Origin of the sequence: Acinetobacter sp. BSP-28, assembly GCF_044130285.1 — a bacterium.
Classification (GTDB): domain Bacteria; phylum Pseudomonadota; class Gammaproteobacteria; order Pseudomonadales; family Moraxellaceae; genus Acinetobacter.
Genome location: NZ_JBIQOB010000004.1, coordinates 43962 through 61479 on the forward strand (window position 1 = coordinate 43962; position 17518 = coordinate 61479).

The 17518-nt window shown below is 41.3% G+C and carries 18 protein-coding genes; 9 read left to right on the forward strand and 9 right to left on the reverse strand.

What is annotated here, in order from left to right; translation table 11 throughout:
• Positions 1 to 546 precede the first annotated feature (546 nt).
• The 3 genes from sbmA (at position 547) to ACE01R_RS03815 (ending at position 4253) form a co-directional block, all read left to right on the forward strand.
• Positions 547 to 1746: a peptide antibiotic transporter SbmA gene (sbmA, locus tag ACE01R_RS03805; RefSeq protein WP_395546280.1), complete on the forward strand. Its 1200-nt coding sequence runs from the start codon at positions 547 to 549 to the stop codon at positions 1744 to 1746.
• Between the two features lie 115 nt (positions 1747 to 1861).
• Positions 1862 to 2935, forward strand: coding sequence for a DUF1176 domain-containing protein (locus ACE01R_RS03810; protein WP_395546298.1), 1074 nt, complete (start codon positions 1862 to 1864; stop codon positions 2933 to 2935).
• 322 nt (positions 2936 to 3257) lie between these two features.
• Positions 3258 to 4253 (forward strand): hypothetical protein, encoded by a 996-nt coding sequence (locus ACE01R_RS03815; RefSeq protein WP_395546313.1) that lies wholly within the window; start codon positions 3258 to 3260, stop codon positions 4251 to 4253.
• Between the two features lie 90 nt (positions 4254 to 4343).
• On the opposite strand, the gene ACE01R_RS03820 is transcribed toward ACE01R_RS03815, so the two are convergent.
• Positions 4344 to 4922 (reverse strand): DJ-1/PfpI family protein, encoded by a 579-nt coding sequence (locus ACE01R_RS03820; RefSeq protein WP_395546317.1) that lies wholly within the window; start codon positions 4920 to 4922, stop codon positions 4344 to 4346.
• A gap of 238 nt (positions 4923 to 5160) precedes the next feature.
• Here ACE01R_RS03820 and ACE01R_RS03825 point away from each other — a divergent pair, with 238 nt between their 5' ends.
• Positions 5161 to 5679 carry a hypothetical protein gene (locus tag ACE01R_RS03825; RefSeq protein ID WP_395546319.1) on the forward strand — a complete coding sequence of 173 codons (519 nt, stop codon included), beginning with the start codon at positions 5161 to 5163 and terminating at the stop codon, positions 5677 to 5679.
• Positions 5680 to 5812: 133 nt separating this feature from the next.
• On the opposite strand, the gene ACE01R_RS03830 is transcribed toward ACE01R_RS03825, so the two are convergent.
• From ACE01R_RS03830 to gatC, 8 genes are all read right to left on the reverse strand, one after another.
• Entirely contained in the window at positions 5813 to 6544 is a 732-nt protein-coding gene (locus ACE01R_RS03830; protein ID WP_395546320.1) for a carbonic anhydrase, read from the reverse strand.
• Positions 6545 to 6833: 289 nt separating this feature from the next.
• Positions 6834 to 6986, reverse strand: a complete 153-nt coding sequence (locus ACE01R_RS03835) for a hypothetical protein (protein WP_395546322.1) — start codon at positions 6984 to 6986, stop codon at positions 6834 to 6836.
• 54 nt (positions 6987 to 7040) lie between these two features.
• Positions 7041 to 7439, reverse strand: coding sequence for a hypothetical protein (locus tag ACE01R_RS03840; RefSeq protein WP_395546324.1), 399 nt, complete (start codon positions 7437 to 7439; stop codon positions 7041 to 7043).
• A gap of 400 nt (positions 7440 to 7839) precedes the next feature.
• Positions 7840 to 8688 carry a hypothetical protein gene (locus tag ACE01R_RS03845; protein ID WP_395546325.1) on the reverse strand — a complete coding sequence of 283 codons (849 nt, stop codon included), beginning with the start codon at positions 8686 to 8688 and terminating at the stop codon, positions 7840 to 7842.
• A 117-nt stretch (positions 8689 to 8805) separates the two neighbouring features.
• Positions 8806 to 9453: a hypothetical protein gene (locus ACE01R_RS03850; RefSeq protein ID WP_395546327.1), complete on the reverse strand. Its 648-nt coding sequence runs from the start codon at positions 9451 to 9453 to the stop codon at positions 8806 to 8808.
• A gap of 86 nt (positions 9454 to 9539) precedes the next feature.
• The gene (gene gatB / locus ACE01R_RS03855) at positions 9540 to 11015 is read right to left on the reverse strand and encodes an Asp-tRNA(Asn)/Glu-tRNA(Gln) amidotransferase subunit GatB (protein WP_395546329.1); all 1476 of its coding nucleotides are present in this window, start codon (positions 11013 to 11015) and stop codon (positions 9540 to 9542) included.
• The gene (gene gatA, locus ACE01R_RS03860; protein ID WP_395546331.1) at positions 11015 to 12493 is read right to left on the reverse strand and encodes an Asp-tRNA(Asn)/Glu-tRNA(Gln) amidotransferase subunit GatA; all 1479 of its coding nucleotides are present in this window, start codon (positions 12491 to 12493) and stop codon (positions 11015 to 11017) included. The genes gatB and gatA overlap by 1 nt, the downstream gene beginning before the upstream one ends.
• A 52-nt stretch (positions 12494 to 12545) precedes the next feature.
• The gene (gene gatC, locus ACE01R_RS03865; protein WP_395546333.1) at positions 12546 to 12860 is read right to left on the reverse strand and encodes an Asp-tRNA(Asn)/Glu-tRNA(Gln) amidotransferase subunit GatC; all 315 of its coding nucleotides are present in this window, start codon (positions 12858 to 12860) and stop codon (positions 12546 to 12548) included.
• Between the two features lie 132 nt (positions 12861 to 12992).
• Between gatC and ACE01R_RS03870 the strand changes: the two genes are divergently transcribed.
• Genes ACE01R_RS03870 through rng form a run of 5 tightly spaced genes read left to right on the forward strand, consistent with a single transcriptional unit; the run spans position 12993 to position 17440 of the window.
• Entirely contained in the window at positions 12993 to 14039 is a 1047-nt protein-coding gene (locus ACE01R_RS03870) for a rod shape-determining protein (RefSeq protein ID WP_395546335.1), read from the forward strand.
• A 15-nt stretch (positions 14040 to 14054) separates the two neighbouring features.
• On the forward strand, positions 14055 to 14912 hold the full coding sequence (mreC, locus tag ACE01R_RS03875) for a rod shape-determining protein MreC (protein WP_086196909.1): 858 nt from the start codon (positions 14055 to 14057) through the stop codon (positions 14910 to 14912).
• Positions 14899 to 15390: a rod shape-determining protein MreD gene (mreD, locus tag ACE01R_RS03880; protein WP_086196908.1), complete on the forward strand. Its 492-nt coding sequence runs from the start codon at positions 14899 to 14901 to the stop codon at positions 15388 to 15390. The genes mreC and mreD overlap by 14 nt, the downstream gene beginning before the upstream one ends.
• Entirely contained in the window at positions 15378 to 15944 is a 567-nt protein-coding gene (locus ACE01R_RS03885; RefSeq protein ID WP_349927388.1) for a Maf-like protein, read from the forward strand. Before mreD ends, ACE01R_RS03885 begins: the two co-directional genes overlap by 13 nt.
• Positions 15945 to 15985: 41 nt before the next feature.
• Complete coding sequence (gene rng / locus ACE01R_RS03890; RefSeq protein WP_180081933.1) at positions 15986 to 17440, forward strand: ribonuclease G; 1455 nt, start codon at positions 15986 to 15988, stop codon at positions 17438 to 17440.
• Positions 17441 to 17518: the final 78 nt, after the last annotated feature.

The following is a 17518-nucleotide window of genomic DNA, read 5'->3' on the forward strand; positions in this document are numbered from 1 at the left end:
CCTGTTCGTTAGAAATTATATTAATAATACCATAAACTGGTAGATATTTAACCAATTTTAACAGTTTTGCGAATTAAATCAAAAACAAACGGATGAAAATCACCAAGCAGTTGACATACTGAAGAGGTAAATGAGAAAAGATTAAAATTTATATTTTGATTTATATTCTGTTTTTGAACATTTCCATAAAATTTATAGGGATTTAATGATTGGATTATTTTTAAGAGAATTTAATGTATCCAGTCTACGCTGAGGGCGAGATTTGGCTAAACGTCATCAGTACTGTATTTAATGCCATATGGAGCAAATTTTAAGCTGAGCTGGAATGATAACACTTCATCAAAGGGTGAATGAACCCTAGTACTTGCATATAGAAGTGTCATTTAGTGAAAATGATTTCACCTGAAAAAACATTTCACAAACAGTGTATAAGTTGCTACAAAGATGAAAAGACGAGAATAATAGCCGCGTCATTCATCCAGCTTAAATTGGCTGGCGTGTTGATTGGCAAGTTTGAAACTAAAAATAAAGGAATAGCCTTAGCTAATGTTTAAATCTTTTTTTCCGAACCCGAAGTGGTTCTTTTCGTCATTGGTGCTGTGGTTTGTAATCAATATTGCATTGTGGTATTCCGGTGGAAGTGGCTGGGGAACATTTTTAGGCTTTGCACCGGGTTATGCTACTGCAGAATTACCGATTGGGGTAAGCCGCTTTTGGGCACCTTCATTTTTATGGTTCTATCTATGGTTCATCGTCTCCACCGTAATTTTTGCTTTGTTCTGGCGCTTTAAATCCAGCAATCCATGGCAGGGCTGGTCGGTCTGGGGGTCGGCTTTTATTCTGTTTAATATCTGGTTTGCGGTACAGGTCAATGTTGTGGTCAATGCCTGGTACAGCCCGTTTTATGACTTGATTCAAAAAATGCTGAGTAGTGGTGGAGGCGATGTCAATTTACTCTATAGTGAAACCTTGACCTTCCTCTATGTCGCGATGGTGTATGTGACCATTGCGGTTTTTAATCTGTTCTTTGTCAGTCATTATATCTTCCGTTGGCGTACGGCCATGAATGACTATTACACCGCGCATTGGGAACAGTTACGTTATATTGAAGGGGCTTCGCAGCGTATTCAGGAAGATACCATGCGTTTTGCCAAAACCACCGAGAGTCTGGGGGTGAGTTTCATTCAGGCCTTGATGACCTTAATGGCGTTCTTACCGGTATTGTTGCAGTTATCTTCGCATGTGAAACAGCTGCCGGTCGTTGGTGAAATTCCTTATGCACTGGTTTGGGCTGCCATTAGCTGGGCGGTGTTGGGTACTGTGGTGTTGATGCTTGTAGGCTATAAATTGCCGGGTCTGGAATTTAACAACCAGAAGGTTGAAGCCGCTTACCGTAAAGAACTGGTTTATGGTGAAGATTATGCCGATCGTGCCGATCCTCTGACCTTAAAAGAATTATTCAGCCGTGTACGTTTTAACTATTTCCGCCTGTATTTCCACTATGCTTATTTCAACATGGTGCGAATCTGGTACATGCAACTGGACAATCTATATGGCTTGTTTGTGCTGTTTCCAAGTATTGCCGCAGGGGCGATTACCTTGGGCTTGATGATGCAGATCGCCAATGTCTTTGGTAAGGTACGCGAATCATTCCAGTATTTAATCGAGTCTTGGCCGACCATTATTGAACTGCTTTCGATTTATAAACGTTTACGGGCATTTGAATCCACTTTGCATAAGAAATAAATATCTAAAATCAGCAATCCAGCCCGCATTATGCGGGTTTTTTGCTCTGGTTTTATTTTTCACAATCATGAAAAATAGCGATGTATAGTGATTAAAAATGGGCAGGAGAATAAAAATGAAAAGGTTATATGCTTGGCTTTCACTCTGCTGTGTGGCCGTGACCAGCCCTTTAATATTTGCCAAAGAAATTAAAGGTATGTCTTTTTCACATCAGGATTGGGAAGTATATTGCAGTAATACCGGTACCTGTCGGGCAGCGGGTTATCAGGATGATCAAAGTCAAAGCATGCCCGCCACAATATTGCTGACCCGTAACGCTGGAGCAAAACAGCCAGTACACGGGACATTTACCTTATCCAGTTTTGATCAAGCCTTAGATAACAAAAAGCTGAATAATTTACGCTTTTATCTGAATAATCAGGATTATGGTCCAGTTAAGATAAATATTTCAGATCAACTGCTGACAGGAACGCTGAATAGCAAACAGCTCAATGGATTGTTAAAACAGACCAGGCAAAATACGAAAATCATATTTAAAAATGCCGATTACACATGGCATGTTTCTGATGCAGGAATAACTGCGATCTTGTTGAAAATGGATGATTTTCAAAAACGGATAGGAACCGTAGGGGCTTTGCTGAAGCAGGGTGCAGGGGATGAATCGAAAGTATTGGCGGCACAGCCTAAATTAGTGGTCAATAAAGTAAAAACCACAGCAAAACCTTATTTAACACTTCAGCCCAATACCAGACAGTATCAAGCACTGCATAAATTACTCATGGCTGCTTGGCCGCCACAGCAAAATGTTCATGAATTCTGTGAAGGTATTTATGATGAAGGGAGTGCCAAACCGCAAGTAATCGAACTCTATAAACTGACCAATCACAAAGTTCTAGCCACTACACTGTGCTGGCGCGGTGCCTATAACGAAGGTTATGGGGCTTGGGTAGTCAATCAGTCTTTAACAGGAAAGCCTATATTTGTTACCGAATCTGCATCGGGTTTTGCTGCGGGTGAAATCGGCAGTATGCAAAAGGGGCGTGGTATTGGAGATTGCTGGAGCATGAACCAATGGATTTGGCAGGGACAGGTTTTTGTTCAAACCATGGATCGCTGGTCTGGCATGTGTAAAGGTTTTGCCGGTGGTGCCTGGGATCTGGATTTAATCGAAGCAGTGGTGAAAGAATAAATTTCGGTATTGAGCTTGAATGACCTGACCACCTATTTATAGAAAAGAATAAATTTTCATCAGTTCATGATGGAAATTGTCGAATAGCTTCCGGGATAACTAAAGCTTCACCAATCGTAAAAAAGTTTAAACTGGTTAAAAAGTGTTATCCCATTTGGATTTCAGTACTAAAACTTTTAAAAGATTGGCAGTTATTTTGCATTTTCAGGCAAAAATCTATCATTTAACTTGAAGGGAATTAATAATAAAATCAAAGTGCTATATTTGTGATTTTCCCAATTTTGATATATTTTTGAGTTACAGCATCAGTGAGCATTAATACGTGAATTTCAAAACATTCATCTTGATTGGCGGAGTGGGCATCACTTTACATGGCTGTACCAGTTTTAATGCTTTGAGCTCAGATGATTCCGTTAAAAATTATGCTTCACCGCAGGAAGTGGTGGTTCAAAAAAACCTCAACCAATCTAATGGACAGGCCAAAGAATATGTCTATTCTTGGGGATCAAAACAGAATGACAAAGAACCTCAATCTTTATATCCAAGAAAATATTTAAGCAATTACTGTTCTGCCAAAAAGGGTAAATTTACGCTGCTCTATAAGAGTTCCATGTCTTTGGTAAAAAATGGATCGGATAAAAAACGGTTATCTATATCTGGCAATGTCAAACAGGGCATAGGTGCCTATAAATGTGTACAAAATAATGGGCAAAGCTGGATTGTGTCCATTGAAGCGGTTGCAGAACGTAAACTGAATGATGGTCGTGATACACGTGTAGTCAGCTTGCAGACCAGACTAATGTCCGCGGATGAAGCTAAAAAGTTTTATAAAAATATCAGTGTGACTACAAATGTTGCGGATAAAAAAATCAGTTCCAATGATCAGGACAATAAAAAAGCGTTAAATAAACCTGCCCTTCAAAAAGAGGCTGATGCTAAAAAAGAAGCAGATCTGAAAAAAGAAACCAAACCTGTAGCCGAGTTGCCTCAAAAACAGCCGCTAAAAGTAGTGGAAAGCCCACAACAGCAACAGATGAAATTTTACGTCGCTGCACGTCGTGATTTAAATGGCGGTAAAAATCAGGTCGCTGCCTGTAATAATGCACAGCGTGCTTATAACTATGGCAAGTTGCAAGGAACTGAGGGAACCCGGGTCTATACTGAATCGGGGATGCTGGTTGCACGTTGCTTAACCAGTGTACCCAGTTATAGCAACCGCTTTTCTAATTCTAAAGCCCAAGCAAAGCGAGTCTTGCAAAATTTAGCCGTGAATTACAATCACAGTGGGGCAAAAAATATGCTTAGGCAGATGAAGTAAAAAGCTATTTTGCTCATCTTTATCAGCGTCATGTTCCATCATCATGCGATGGAACGTGAATATTGAACTTTCAATCTGAATTCGGCAGGATTACAGGCTAATCGTTGCACCGAGTGCTTTCACAAACTGCGCCATCCAGGCAGGGTGGGCAGGCCAAGCCGGTGCAGTCACCAGATGTCCATCCGTGACTGCTTCAGTTACGGCGATGTCAGCATATTGACCGCCTGCAAGTTTTACTTCCGCTGCACATGCCGGGTAAGCAGAACAGGTTTTACCTTGAAGCACATCGGCAGCCGCTAAAAGCTGCGCGCCGTGACATACGGCTGCAATCGGTTTTTGAACAGCATTAAATTCACGCACAATTTCTACAACACGTGTATTCATACGTAAGTATTCAGGCGCACGGCCACCCGGAATTACCAGACCTACATAATCCTCAGTATTGACCGAGTCGAAGTCATAATTAATGGCAAAGTTATGACCACGCTTTTCACTATAGGTTTGTTCGCCCTCAAAGTCATGAATAGCGGTGGCGATGCTGTCACCAGCTTTTTTATCCGGACAGACTGCATGTACGGTATAGCCCAGACCTGTTAGAAACTGGAATGGCACCATTGTTTCATAGTCTTCAGCGTAGTCGCCAACGAGCATCAATATTTGTTTAGCCATGATTTTTCCCTCTGTTTGGATATGATTTATATAAAGTTTTGTTTTCATTCACCTTAGCACATGCAGATGACAGATATCAGTAACGGAAAAGTTTCTTTAGTCGAATGAAGGTCTAAATCAAAACAGCAGTATTTTTCTGCAGGATGAATTAGAAATTTTTTCATTTTACAGAGTCATAATAGGCTGTACCCTGTACTTTATGATAAAAAGACAGCAGTTCAGAATGGAAGTTCGCTTTATGTTTTACTCTATTTTTACCACCTTGGGGCGTCGCTTTACTCGAATGGGTTGTTCTGTTTTGATGGCAACTGCGGTTATGGGAACCACACAAATTGCAATGGCCGGGCCAACGGTGGATCAGCTGAGTAAGTGTTTGGAGAAGTCCACTACGGCAGCAGATAAAACAACGGTGTTGCAATGGACCTTTGTCGCATTATCTGCACATCCGGAATTGAAGAAATTCAGCAATGTGAATGAAGAGCAGAGAACCCAGCTGGATAAAAATTTAGCTCAGGTCTTGCAGCGGATATTGGTAGATCAATGCTCAAGTCAGACCAAAGCCGTAATTGCTGCAGAGGGTGTACAAGCGGTGGGCGATAGTTTTCAGGAGCTTGGACAAATTACGGGTGACGAAATTTTAGAAAATCCTGAAGTGAAAAGTCAGCTGAAAGGTGTATTGCGTTATGTTGACCTGAATAAAATGGTGATGACGTTTTTGACGCCAGATGTGTGGAATAAGCTCGGTAAAATAAGATAAAACGGTCATAAAAAAGACCTGAATTCAGGTCTTTTTTATTTTTTAAGCTTCTAAAAAAAATCGTAAAACTAATTTGATATTTCACTTGGATGGCATGAAATATAAATCCGATTTAAAACTGAAATTTATCAACTTATTCCAAGACCACACGTGCATTTTGTGCTTGTACAGGGCGATTGTTCGGATGTTCCATCAGCTTTGAAAAGGCTTCAATTTGTTGTCTCGATGCTTGTTGAATGTCTTTTAAAACAATCCAGCGGACGCCTTCCGTACAGGGAGGTGTGGTGAGTGAACCGTTAAAGCGATAGTACTCTAAATTGTCTGGTAAAAATGCAGAGGCCAAGTCCTGTTGTTTGAGTGGAATGGCATCACCGGCTTTTTGAGGTAACTCTTTCCAAAGTTTGGCCAGTTTTGGGTTCTCTTTTCCTTCATCAAACATTACCGCAACTACAGCAAGTTCACCCGTTGCTAATGCATGCACTAGATGCATTTCCATTGGGTAAGATTTTCCCTGAATTTGGTGTTCACTTGGGCTGTGTAGATGGAATTGTTTAAGTTCAAACAGTTGGCCGTCTAGGTTTAAATTATTGCCTGGCTTGAAATTAATTTGAATAGTGTGCCCGTTATGAATAATGTTTTCAGCTGATGTACTGTAGTTAAACTTGAGCGGTGGAAGTTTGGCTTGTACGGTTTGACGAATATTGATAGGTGACTGGTTTGCCCCAGCACAGCTTTGATAGTTGCTGTTTAAGTTGGCCCAATGTTCAGGGGCTTTGTGATTGACATAACCCCAATCGTGATTTGAGCCAGCTTGAGCTGTGTGAACCGTGGCTAAAGTTAAAATTGCAATTGTTCTAAATATCATTATTTACTCTACATTTCATGCCGTATAGTTGGACATGTATAGTCTAAAAATCAGGCAGTTACTGCAAAATAAATTGATTGAAAAATAATCTTTTAATGTTGGTTTTTTGAAGTTTATATTTTTATAAAGTGTTATTTTTTCAGGTGAAATTGGGGGGTAATCCTCTCCCTAACCCTCATCCTTTCTTGCGCTTTGTTTTAAAGCAGTGCTTTAAAACTTGCTCAGGAGAGGGAACCAGGCGTATCAAATTAATCCCCTTTGAAAAAGGGGGATTTAGGGGGATTAATGATTACAATAAATTAGGATAAAACTTCTCAAACTCTATATTCACCGCTTCACCACGCAATAAATAACCTTTGGGTTGAATATAACTATAAATTTCCCGAGCAGGCTGTTCATGCCAACCAATATTAAAAGCACACAGTTTTGGGAAAAATGTCATGTTGCTATAGTTCAAATTGTTATGAATCCAATAGGCTAGTTGTTGCCAGTTGCTTTAGTCTTGCTCATACAGTTCTAAAAATGAGGGAATGACGATACACGACGTTGCACCATAGCCTTTTTCGTCAGGGTAGTCCCAAATGTGGCTGGCAAAGTTTTTTTCGTTGCTGGCGCAGTTATGTCCTTTTTCGTTGCCGAGTTGGTTTACGCTTGGAGAACGGTAAGCGGAACGAATAGCAATACGTCCGAATTTTTCTTGCAGTGGTTCGAGAAGTTGCTCGCAAAGTTGTGTGCCTGTGTAGATGGCTTTTTCAGGATAATCGGGGAAGTTGGGTACACCGTACCAATTGGAGATTTCGCTATAGAGAAAGTCTCGTATAAAGAAGGACTTTGATAGTTGGATACGCCCTAAGTCTTCGAGTTTGGCGATGGAGGATACTTTTTTGATGGTCATGTTGTTTTTGATGGGAAGTGTTTGGGTTGATTGTAGATTTAAAGTCCTCCTTTTAAAAGGTTAGAAGTGAAGCTTCGCAAGGAGGGGATTATTTAAATATTTACTTCTGACTAATTCTTGCTAGCATTTTGTTAAGACCTCTCCCTAACCCTCTCCTAGAAGGAGAAGGAACATCCATTACAAAAGATATCACAGCATGTGATACGCAATGAAAACTCCCTCTCCCTATGGGAGAGGGCTGGGGTGAGGGTATTCAGAATTCACGCATAAATAAGGACTTAGACAGTTGGATTCGTCCTAAGTCTTCTAATTTAGCGATAGAGGATACTTTTTTGATCATCATGTAGTTTTTATTCAAAAATAAAAAGCTGCAATTTAAAAACAGGCTTTTACTAAAAAATTATCCTATATATTTTGTTAATTCAGGAATATATGGCGCTAAAGAAGACCAAAGAGTTGCTATTGATGCACTATTTGATAAAAAAGACTCAAATGCTGATTTTCTTTCAGTACTATCTTGAGCATTTTCAAAATTATTTATGTCAGTGTTGAGAGTTTGCTTGATTGGATCAGGCTCTTGGGAGCTATTAATGACCTGACGGATTTGGTTACAAACCTGTTGTAAAGCTTGATTATTAATTTGATTAACAGTCATTGTATTACTGTGACCACTTTGAATCATACTTTGTTGTATTGGTGCATTATAATTATTTTGAATAGTTGTATTAGGTTTCATAGTTGCATCAATATCATCCATGTGCAGAGTACCTGTCTGAAGTCTATATGTTTTAGTTTGTTTAAGGAGATTTAATGTGTCAGAAATTTGATCAATATCGGCACAGATGTTCTTACAAATATTGATCATTTCAATGATAGACCATTGATAAAATTCGAGTTCATGTATTCTTTGTTCAACTGCTTTATACGTTTCTTCACAAATATTTTTATGATAGTCGAGATTTACCGATAAGTGATTTACGAGTTTTTTTAGAGTCGGTGTACTAGGTGGGTAAGTCGAATCGAATATGATACTGTTTAAAGAAATAACGGTATCACGTCCTTTGCCGTAAATTTTTGAGATTAAAAAATTATCTTTGGGTTCTAATTCTTTAAGGCATTCATAAAAATGTTCTATGGACTTATGATGGATGAATTGTTCTTCATATTCTTTCATATTTTGACGTTTCGACTTTATAATTTCAATTTGTTGGTCAATATCAATAATTTCATTTGTGATTGCATAAGACATATAAAAAAAACCCCGCATTAAGCGAGGTTTTTATATCATGAAATCAAACTATTAGCGAATAAATCACTCAATCAGTTTCTTCATCAATTCATTTGCTTGTGCAGAATTAATTAGAAGTTAAGATGCGAAATCTATAACTTCTTCAGTTTCCTCTCGTTGATTAGTTTTAAGTTTATTTTGAGCAATTTTTATTGTTTTAAGGAAATTTAAAGCCTCTTTCATATCATCAGCTTTTCTCAATGCTGAAATAGAAAAGATGAGGAAGGAAACGCCAATTAAAGCATCAAGCCACTGAATATTCCAAAAATGAAATTTTCCAGTAAAAATAACAATAGCAAATATTAAGAATATGCCGTAAAGAAAATAATATATTCTAGAAATGAGTTTTGAAACTCTAACTTTTTTTGAAATATTAATTTTATTATCTTTATTACTCACTTCAATGAATCTGCTTCCCCAATAGTATTGTTCCGTAGTCTTATCAAAATTAGCTAAATCTTTTTCATGTAAATCTATCAAATAGTGAAGTAATTCAGCATTCATATCAAAAGAGCGAGTAATATTTTGAGCAGCTTTATCTCTTAATAATTGAGGGTAATTATTTGCATCTGCTTTATAAAATTTTTCAAAATATTCAGTAAAGTTCTCTAACTCATCTTTAAACTTTTTGCGTTTGTGCTCACCAATCGCGTGTAGCGTTTTAGGAATGGAAAAAATTGCGACAATGATTGCAATGATAGCTGCGATTGGACTGATAAATTCCATTATTTTTATTCAAAGAATTATGATGTCTTAGTATATAAAAAAGCCCCGATAAATCGAGGCTTTTTAAATCAAATTAACTGATTAAATTAACCAATCAATTTCTTCATTAATTCATTTACTTGTGCAGGGTTAGCTTTACCTTTTGCGGCTTTCATTACTTGACCAACAAGACCATTGAAAGCTTTCTCTTTACCAGATTTATACTCTTCAACCATCTTCTCGTTAGCAGCAAGTACGTCTTTAATAATTGCTTCAATCGCGCCTGTATCAGTTTCCTGTTTCAAGCCTTTTTCCGCAATAATTTCGTCCGCAGATTTGCCTTCATCCCACATAAAGCCGAATACTTGCTTCGCGATCTTACCGTTAATTGTGTTATCCACAATACGCGCGATCATACCGCCCAATTTCTCAGCAGAAACAGGAGAATCAACCAAATCTAAGCCTGCTTTGTTCAGCGCACCTGAGAATTCACCCATGACCCAGTTTGCCGCAATCTTACCTTGTGCCGCGCCGCCAGCAGCTTTCACCACTTCTTCATAAAACTCTGACATTTCACGAGTCAGTGTAAGCACGTGTGCATCGTACTCAGTCACAGCAAAGTCCGCTACGAAGCGTTCACGACGTGCAGCAGGAAGCTCAGGCATAGTCGCTTTAATCGCTTCGATTTGTTCGTCTGCAATAATCACAGGCAACAAGTCCGGGTCAGGGAAGTAACGGTAGTCGTTCGCTTCTTCTTTAGAACGCATTGAACGCGTTTCCATTTTCACAGGGTCGAACAAACGTGTTTCTTGGTCAATGGTGCCGTCCCATTCCAGGATTTCCATTTGACGTTCAATTTCAACATTGATCGCTTGTTCAATGAAACGGAATGAGTTCAGGTTTTTCAATTCACAACGTGTACCGAAAGGTTGACCCGGACGACGTAAAGACACGTTACAGTCGGCACGGAACGAACCTTCCGCCATGTTACCGTCAGAAATGCCTAACCAACGTACTAGCGTGTGAATCGCTTTAATGTAGGCAACCGCTTCTTCAACCGAACGCATATCGGGTTCAGATACAATTTCAAGTAAAGGCGTACCTGCACGGTTTAAGTCAATGCCTGACATGCCTTCAAATTGGTCGTGGATCGATTTACCTGCATCTTCTTCAAGGTGCGCACGAGTCACGCCAATGCGTTTTACAGTGCCATCTTCAAGTTGGATGTCGATATGACCCAAGCCCACAATCGGGTTGTCCATTTGGCTAATTTGGTAGCCTTTAGGCGAGTCCGGGTAGAAATAGTTTTTACGTGCAAATACAGATGCCTGGTCGATATAAGCATCAATACCCAGACCAAAGCGAATCGCAAGATCAACCACTTCTTTGTTCAATACTGGCAGTACTCCCGGCATTGCAAGGTCGACAAGGCTGGCTTGTGTATTTGGGTCTTGACCGAAAGTGGTTGAAGAACCAGAGAAAATTTTAGTATTGGTGGCCAGCTGAGTGTGAATCTCGATACCAATAACGACTTCCCAACCATCAATCAGGTTAGATTTTGGTTTAGCAGCGTTCTTAGCCATTATGCATTCTCCTCAGCAATTGCAGCGCGTTTTGTATGCCAATCTGTTGCCTGTTGGTATTGATGCACCACAGACAACAATTGAGATTCTGACCAATAGTTACCAATCAACTGTAAGCCAACCGGTAAGTTATCTTTGTCGAAACCAACAGGCGCGTTAATCGCAGGCAGACCTGCTAAGTTCACCGCGATGGTGTAGATGTCACCCAAGTACATTTCAACTGGGCTTAAGTTTGCACCAATTCGGTATGCAGTCGTCGGCGCAGAAGGTGCTGCGATCACATCCACAGACTCAAAAGCTTTCAAGAAGTCTTGCTGAATTAAACGACGGACTTTTTGTGCTTTTACGTAGTAGGCATCGTAGTAACCCGCAGAAAGCGCATAAGTACCGATCAAGATACGTTGCTGAACTTCTTTACCAAAACCTTCTGAACGAGAGCGTTTGTACAAGTCCATAATGTCTTTCGGATCTTCACAGCGGTAGCCATAACGCACGCCATCAAAACGTGACAAGTTTGAAGATGCTTCAGCAGGGGCAATCAAGTAGTAGGTAGGAACATAAGCATCAGTCATGGTGAGATCAATCTCAACCAAGGTTGCGCCCATTTCTTCCAGCTTTTTCAATGATTCTTCAACGCGTGCTTTCACGTCTGCATCTAAACCTTGAACATTGAAGTACTGTTTAGGAATACCAATACGTAAACCTTTAACTGAAGTGCCGTTTAGGTTTGCCACATAGTTATCAACATCTTTTTCTACAGATGTTGAATCTTTGGCATCATGACCTGCCATCACGTTCATCAGGTAAGCACAGTCTTCAGCCGAACGTGCCATTGGCCCGCCTTGGTCTAAAGATGATGCATAGGCAATCATACCGAAACGCGATACACGACCATAAGTCGGTTTAAGACCGGTTAGGCCACAGAAAGACGCAGGTTGACGGATTGAACCACCAGTATCTGTACCTGTTGCAAATGGTGCAAGATCCGCTGCAACAGCCGCTGCTGAACCACCAGAAGAACCACCTGGAACGTGATCCAGTGCCCAAGGGTTTTTGGTCGCACCAAAGTAAGATGACTCGGAAGTCGAACCCATGGCGAATTCGTCCATGTTCACTTTACCTAAAGTCACCAGGCCCGCAGCTTTACCTTTCGCTACAACGGTCGCATCGTAAGGAGAGATAAAATTGTCCAGCATTTTAGAACCGGCAGTGGTCTTAATGCCTTGGGTACAGAAGATATCTTTATGCGCAATTGGCACACCCGTTAATGCTGTAGCATGTCCGGCTTTAATTGCGGCATCAGCAGCATCGGCTTGAGCCAATGCCTGCTCGGCAGTGACAGTCACATAAGATTGTACTTGAGCATCGATTTTTTCAATGCGTTTTAAATAATGTTCAGTCAATTCGCGAGACGAAAATTTAGCCCCAGCTAAACCCTCGGAAAGTTCACGAATCGATAAGCGATGTAAATCTGTCATGAGAAATATTTCTTTACGTTTAATTTAATAAAATGGTTTAACTGAATAAAGATTATTCAATCACGCGTGGAACAAGGTACAAGCCATCTTGTGTTGCCGGTGCAACAGCTTGATATTCTTCACGATGATTTTCTTCAGAAACCACGTCTTCACGTAAGGGCTGTGGATTGTCAAATGGACTTTTAAGCGGCTCGACACCTTCAGTGTCAATGCCTTTTAAGGTTTCCATCATGCCTAAAATTTTATTTAGACTTTGAGCATATTCAGCAGATTGCGTATCATTAAGCGACAATCGGGCAAGATGTGCGATTGCTGAAACTGTTTGTGCATTTAAATCTGCAGAATGCTGTGCATCCGATGTAGACATAATATTACCTAATCAGTATTAAAAAAATTCAAAATATCGTGCGTTATAATAAGCGATTGACTTGTCCAAATCATCACATTTAGTTAAAGTTGCCACCTTGCGTCCACATAAAGTTTAATCGAGAACGTCTCCGTGATTCTAAAAAGACTAATTGGCTTGTTTTCGCCCGATCTAGCCATTGATTTAGGTACAGCAAATACACTTATTTATGCACCAGGACGAGGCATTATATTAAATGAACCGACAGTTGTGGCAATTCGTCATAGTGGTTCACAAAAAATCGTTGCCGCTGTTGGTCTTGATGCTAAACAAATGCTTGGTCGTACACCTGCAAATATTTCTGCAATCCGCCCGATGAAAGATGGTGTGATTGCCGATTTTGAAGTGACCGAAACCATGCTGAACCAGTTTATTGGTAAAGTGCATGAAAGACGTCTTTTCCCGCCTGCACCGCGTGTTGTGGTTTGTGTTCCTTGCAAATCAACGCTGGTTGAGCGCCGTGCCATTCGTGAAGCAGTCTTCAATGCCGGTGCACGTGATGTTCGCCTGATTGAAGAGCCGATGGCTGCTGCAATTGGTGCCGGTATGCCCGTTGAACAGGCATGTGGTTCGATGGTGGTCGATGTGGGCGGTGGTACGACTGAAATTGCAATCATTTCATTACAGGGCTGTGTTTACGCAGACTCGCTACGTATTGGCGGTGATGTCTTTGATGAACAAATCATTAATTATGTGCGTAAAGCGCATGGTTGTGTGATTGGGGAAACGACTGCCGAAGTGATTAAAAAAGAAGTTGGTATGGCCTTGCCAGATCCAGACTCAAAAACACTTGAGATTGAAGTGCGCGGTCGTAATCTGGCTGAAGGTGTTCCTCGTGCCATTACTGTGACTTCAGACGAAATTACCCAGGCGATTTCAGATCCATTACAAAATATTGTGTCTGCGGTTAAATCTGCACTTGAGCAAACACCGCCTGAATTGTCTTCTGACATTGCAGAACGTGGCATTGTGTTGACAGGTGGTGGTGCATTATTACGTAACCTTGACAAACTTCTTGCACAAGAAACCGGTTTACCTGTGGTTGTGGCTGAAGATCCGTTGACTTGCGTGACTCGTGGTGGTGGCAAGGTTCTGGAATTCTTCGACAATCCAAATCACGACATGTTATTTGTAGGTTAAGTTAGGGATCAGGCGGTGCAAACACAACTGTTTTCTCGACAACCGCCATCTTTTCGCTCATTTATCATTGCGGTGATTACATGTCTGGTGGTGCTGTTTTTTAACTGGCGCATGCCCCATGTGATTCAGCCCGCACGTGATGTCTTGTATGCGGCATATAATCCTATTTATGCCCTTGCAAGTTATCCGGTGTTATCGCGAGAATGGCTCAATCAACAAACCAAGTCTGAAGCCCAGTTACGTCGTGAAAATACCGCGATGCAAGCCGAGTTGTTACAGGCTCAGGTTCGTTTGCAAAAATTATCTGAACTTTCTGCCGAAAATACCCGTTTAAGAGGTCTGCTGGATACGCCTTTGATTATTGATGGGCGCATGGAAATTGCAGAAGTCATCGGTACAGATGCCGATCCGCTACGGCATATTATTGTGATTAACCGTGGTTCCAACAGTCAGCTCAAGGTCGGTCAAACCGTACTGGACGATAAAGGAATTATGGGGCAGATCATCAATGTCAATTCGCATAGTAGCCGTATTATGTTGCTGTCCGATAAAGAACATTCTCTCTCTGTGCGTTTGGAACATACCGGGATGCGTGCCATTGTATCGGGTACAGGTGATTTAGGTCATTTGAAGATGGAATATGTTCCGACCAGTGCCAATGTCAAGGTCGGTGAAAAAGTGTATAGCTCAGGTTTGGGTGCACATTTCCCTGCAGGCTATCTGGTCGGCACAGTGTCTAAAGTTAACCGGCATAATTCGGGTGAATTTGCCCAGATTGAAGTCATTCCAGCCGCACAATTGGCCGGTGGACATCATGTCGTTGTCCTTTTTTCTGATTCATTAGCGATGGAGCAGCCGCATGCCACTCGCTAAATTAAGGGCTGAAAGCAATCGGGATCCTTTAATTGCGATTATTGTTTCAGTCATTGTCTGTTCGGTGCTGATGGTTTATCCATTGTCTTATGCCGTGTCAGGTGCACGTCCCTTATTCATGTTGCTGCTCATGCTATTTTGGGTGATGTGCCAACCTACATGGTGCGGAATCTGGTTTGCCTTTGCCACCGGCATGTTTACCGACCTGCTGGTGGATGCCCCTTTAGGCATGAATGCACTAAGTTTTGTGTTGATTACCTTTATTGTCCGGTTTTTAACCCGTGAACGACGCATCATGACCTTTGGCAATCTCTGGGTGATTAGCTTTCTGGCAGTAATGGCACATTTATTTGTGATCTGGATTGCCCAAACGATGGGTGGCTTGCAATTTTCCATTACCCGACACTGGCAGCCTTTATTGAGCAGTGTGCTGGTTTTCCCTGTCATGTATTTTATGCTTAAAAAATGGCGCGTTTAATTCTGGCTTCGAGTTCTCCACGGCGTCGGGAACTGCTGCAACAGTTAGGTTTAGAATTCGAGATTTATAGTCCGGATATCGATGAATCTATTCTTGACGGAGAAGATGTTGCCGCCTATGTCGAGCGTTTAGCCTGTAGCAAGGCTCAAGCTGTATTGGAGCAATTTCCGGATGCCATCGTCATCGCCGCTGACACCAGTTTAGGTGTGGATAATCAGATTTTAGGTAAACCTGAATCAAAACAACATGCTTTTGAAATGTGGCAGCGCATTTCTGGGCGCAAGCATGATGTGTTTTCAGGTGTTTGTGTGCGTACAAGTACAAAAAAATCAAGTATAGTGGTACGAACACAGGTTGAGTTTCAAAAGTTAAGTCTCAATGATATGGAAAGTTATTGGGCAACAGGAGAGCCCCTAGGCAAAGCGGGTGCTTATGCCATTCAAGGCATCGCAGCGCGTTATATTGCCCGTATCGAAGGCAGTTATAGCAATGTCGTGGGCTTGCCTTTACATGAAACCGTACAGTTATTACAGGCAGTTAAGGCACTAAATTAACTGACCTCAAAAAGAATTTTTATAATGTTTTGAGTTTTATTATGTCTGACGAGTTGTTGATTAACGTCACACCTATGGAATGTCGTGTGGCCTTAATCCAGAACGGCACGGTCAATGAATTATTTGTTGAGCGTACGGTTAAGCGTGGATTGGTGGGCAATATTTATAAAGGCAAAGTGGTGCGTGTACTTCCGGGTATGCAGGCTGCTTTTGTTGATATTGGTCTTTCTCGAACCGCCTTCCTCCATATCAACGATATGGTCTGGCCCCGCAATCAACCGACCCCCAACGTTTTTGAACTGCTGCAACCCGGTCAGATTCTCACGGTGCAAGTGATGAAGGATATGCTCGGGACCAAAGGGGCGCGTCTTTCTACCGATCTTTCCATTCCTTCACGTTATCTGGTATTGATGCCTTATGGTCATCATATTGGTGTATCACAACGCATTGAATCAGAAGAAGAACGAGACCGGCTGCGTTCAATGATCGAACGGATTCAAAGCGAGCATAAATTACCCGGCAGCGTCATTGTCCGTACGGCGGCAGAGGGGATTCCTGAAGCTGAAATTGCGCAGGATATGGCGTATTTGGCCAAGCTTTGGGAATTTATTCAACGCAAGCAAAAAAGCATTGCCGTCCCTTCACTGATTTTTGAAGAACTGCCGCTGCCACAGCGGGTCATTCGTGATTTGGCCAATGAAGATACTTCTAAAATTTCTGTCGATTCACGCGAAATACATGCTAAGTTGCAAGAATTTGTGCAAGAGTTTGTGCCGAGCATGCAGGACCGGCTGGTTCACTATCCGGGTGAACGTCCTATTTTTGATTTATATAATGTTGAAGAAGATATTCAGAAGGCCCTGCAAACACGCGTAGCACTGAAGTCGGGTGGCTATCTGATGATCGACCAGACTGAAGCTATGACTACCATTGATGTCAATACCGGTTCCTACGTCGGTGGCCGGACTTTAGAAGACACCGTATTTAAAACCAATATGGAAGCGACTCAAGTCATTGCCCGTCAGCTGCGCTTACGCAATTTGGGTGGCATTATCATTATTGACTTCATTGATATGCAGGAAGCCCAGCATCGTGAAGAGGTGATGAGCCAGTTTGAGCGTATGCTGGAACGTGATCATGCCAAAACCAAAATTACCCAGGTTTCGGAACTGGGCCTGGTGGAAATGACCCGGAAGCGTACTCGTGAATCTTTAGAGCACTTATTATGTGAATCGTGTCCAACTTGTCAGGGACGCGGCTATGTGAAAACGGCAGAGACGGTGTGTTACGAAATTTTTCGGGAAATTTTGAGATATGCACGTGCTTTTGAATGTAAAAGTGGTTTTACCGTGGTTGCACACCCTTCGGTGATTGACCGATTGTTAACAGCGGAAGCACCTGCAGTGGCCGATTTAGAGCACTTTATAGGGCGTATCATCAAATTTCAGGTGGAAAATCTATATACGCAAGAGCAATATGATATCATTCTGAGCTGAAATTGTAACAGAATATCGTTAAACACTTGTTACATCTGAAATTTTACTTTTTAAGCTTAATTTTGAATACTAGTCATA

Coding starts and splice junctions, on each gene's coding strand:
- mreD (WP_086196908.1), top strand. CDS start 14,899: ATGCCACTCGCTAAATTAAGGGCTGAAAGCAATCGGGATCCTTTAATT.
- ACE01R_RS03845 (WP_395546325.1), bottom strand. CDS start 8,688: ATGTCTTATGCAATCACAAATGAAATTATTGATATTGACCAACAAATT.
- sbmA (WP_395546280.1), top strand. CDS start 547: ATGTTTAAATCTTTTTTTCCGAACCCGAAGTGGTTCTTTTCGTCATTG.
- gatA (WP_395546331.1), bottom strand. CDS start 12,493: ATGACAGATTTACATCGCTTATCGATTCGTGAACTTTCCGAGGGTTTA.
- rng (WP_180081933.1), top strand. CDS start 15,986: ATGTCTGACGAGTTGTTGATTAACGTCACACCTATGGAATGTCGTGTG.
- ACE01R_RS03840 (WP_395546324.1), bottom strand. CDS start 7,439: ATGACCATCAAAAAAGTATCCTCCATCGCCAAACTCGAAGACTTAGGG.
- ACE01R_RS03835 (WP_395546322.1), bottom strand. CDS start 6,986: ATGACATTTTTCCCAAAACTGTGTGCTTTTAATATTGGTTGGCATGAA.
- gatB (WP_395546329.1), bottom strand. CDS start 11,015: ATGGCTAAGAACGCTGCTAAACCAAAATCTAACCTGATTGATGGTTGG.
- ACE01R_RS03830 (WP_395546320.1), bottom strand. CDS start 6,544: ATGATATTTAGAACAATTGCAATTTTAACTTTAGCCACGGTTCACACA.
- gatC (WP_395546333.1), bottom strand. CDS start 12,860: ATGTCTACATCGGATGCACAGCATTCTGCAGATTTAAATGCACAAACA.
- ACE01R_RS03850 (WP_395546327.1), bottom strand. CDS start 9,453: ATGGAATTTATCAGTCCAATCGCAGCTATCATTGCAATCATTGTCGCA.
- ACE01R_RS03820 (WP_395546317.1), bottom strand. CDS start 4,922: ATGGCTAAACAAATATTGATGCTCGTTGGCGACTACGCTGAAGACTAT.
- ACE01R_RS03810 (WP_395546298.1), top strand. CDS start 1,862: ATGAAAAGGTTATATGCTTGGCTTTCACTCTGCTGTGTGGCCGTGACC.
- ACE01R_RS03885 (WP_349927388.1), top strand. CDS start 15,378: ATGGCGCGTTTAATTCTGGCTTCGAGTTCTCCACGGCGTCGGGAACTG.
- ACE01R_RS03825 (WP_395546319.1), top strand. CDS start 5,161: ATGTTTTACTCTATTTTTACCACCTTGGGGCGTCGCTTTACTCGAATG.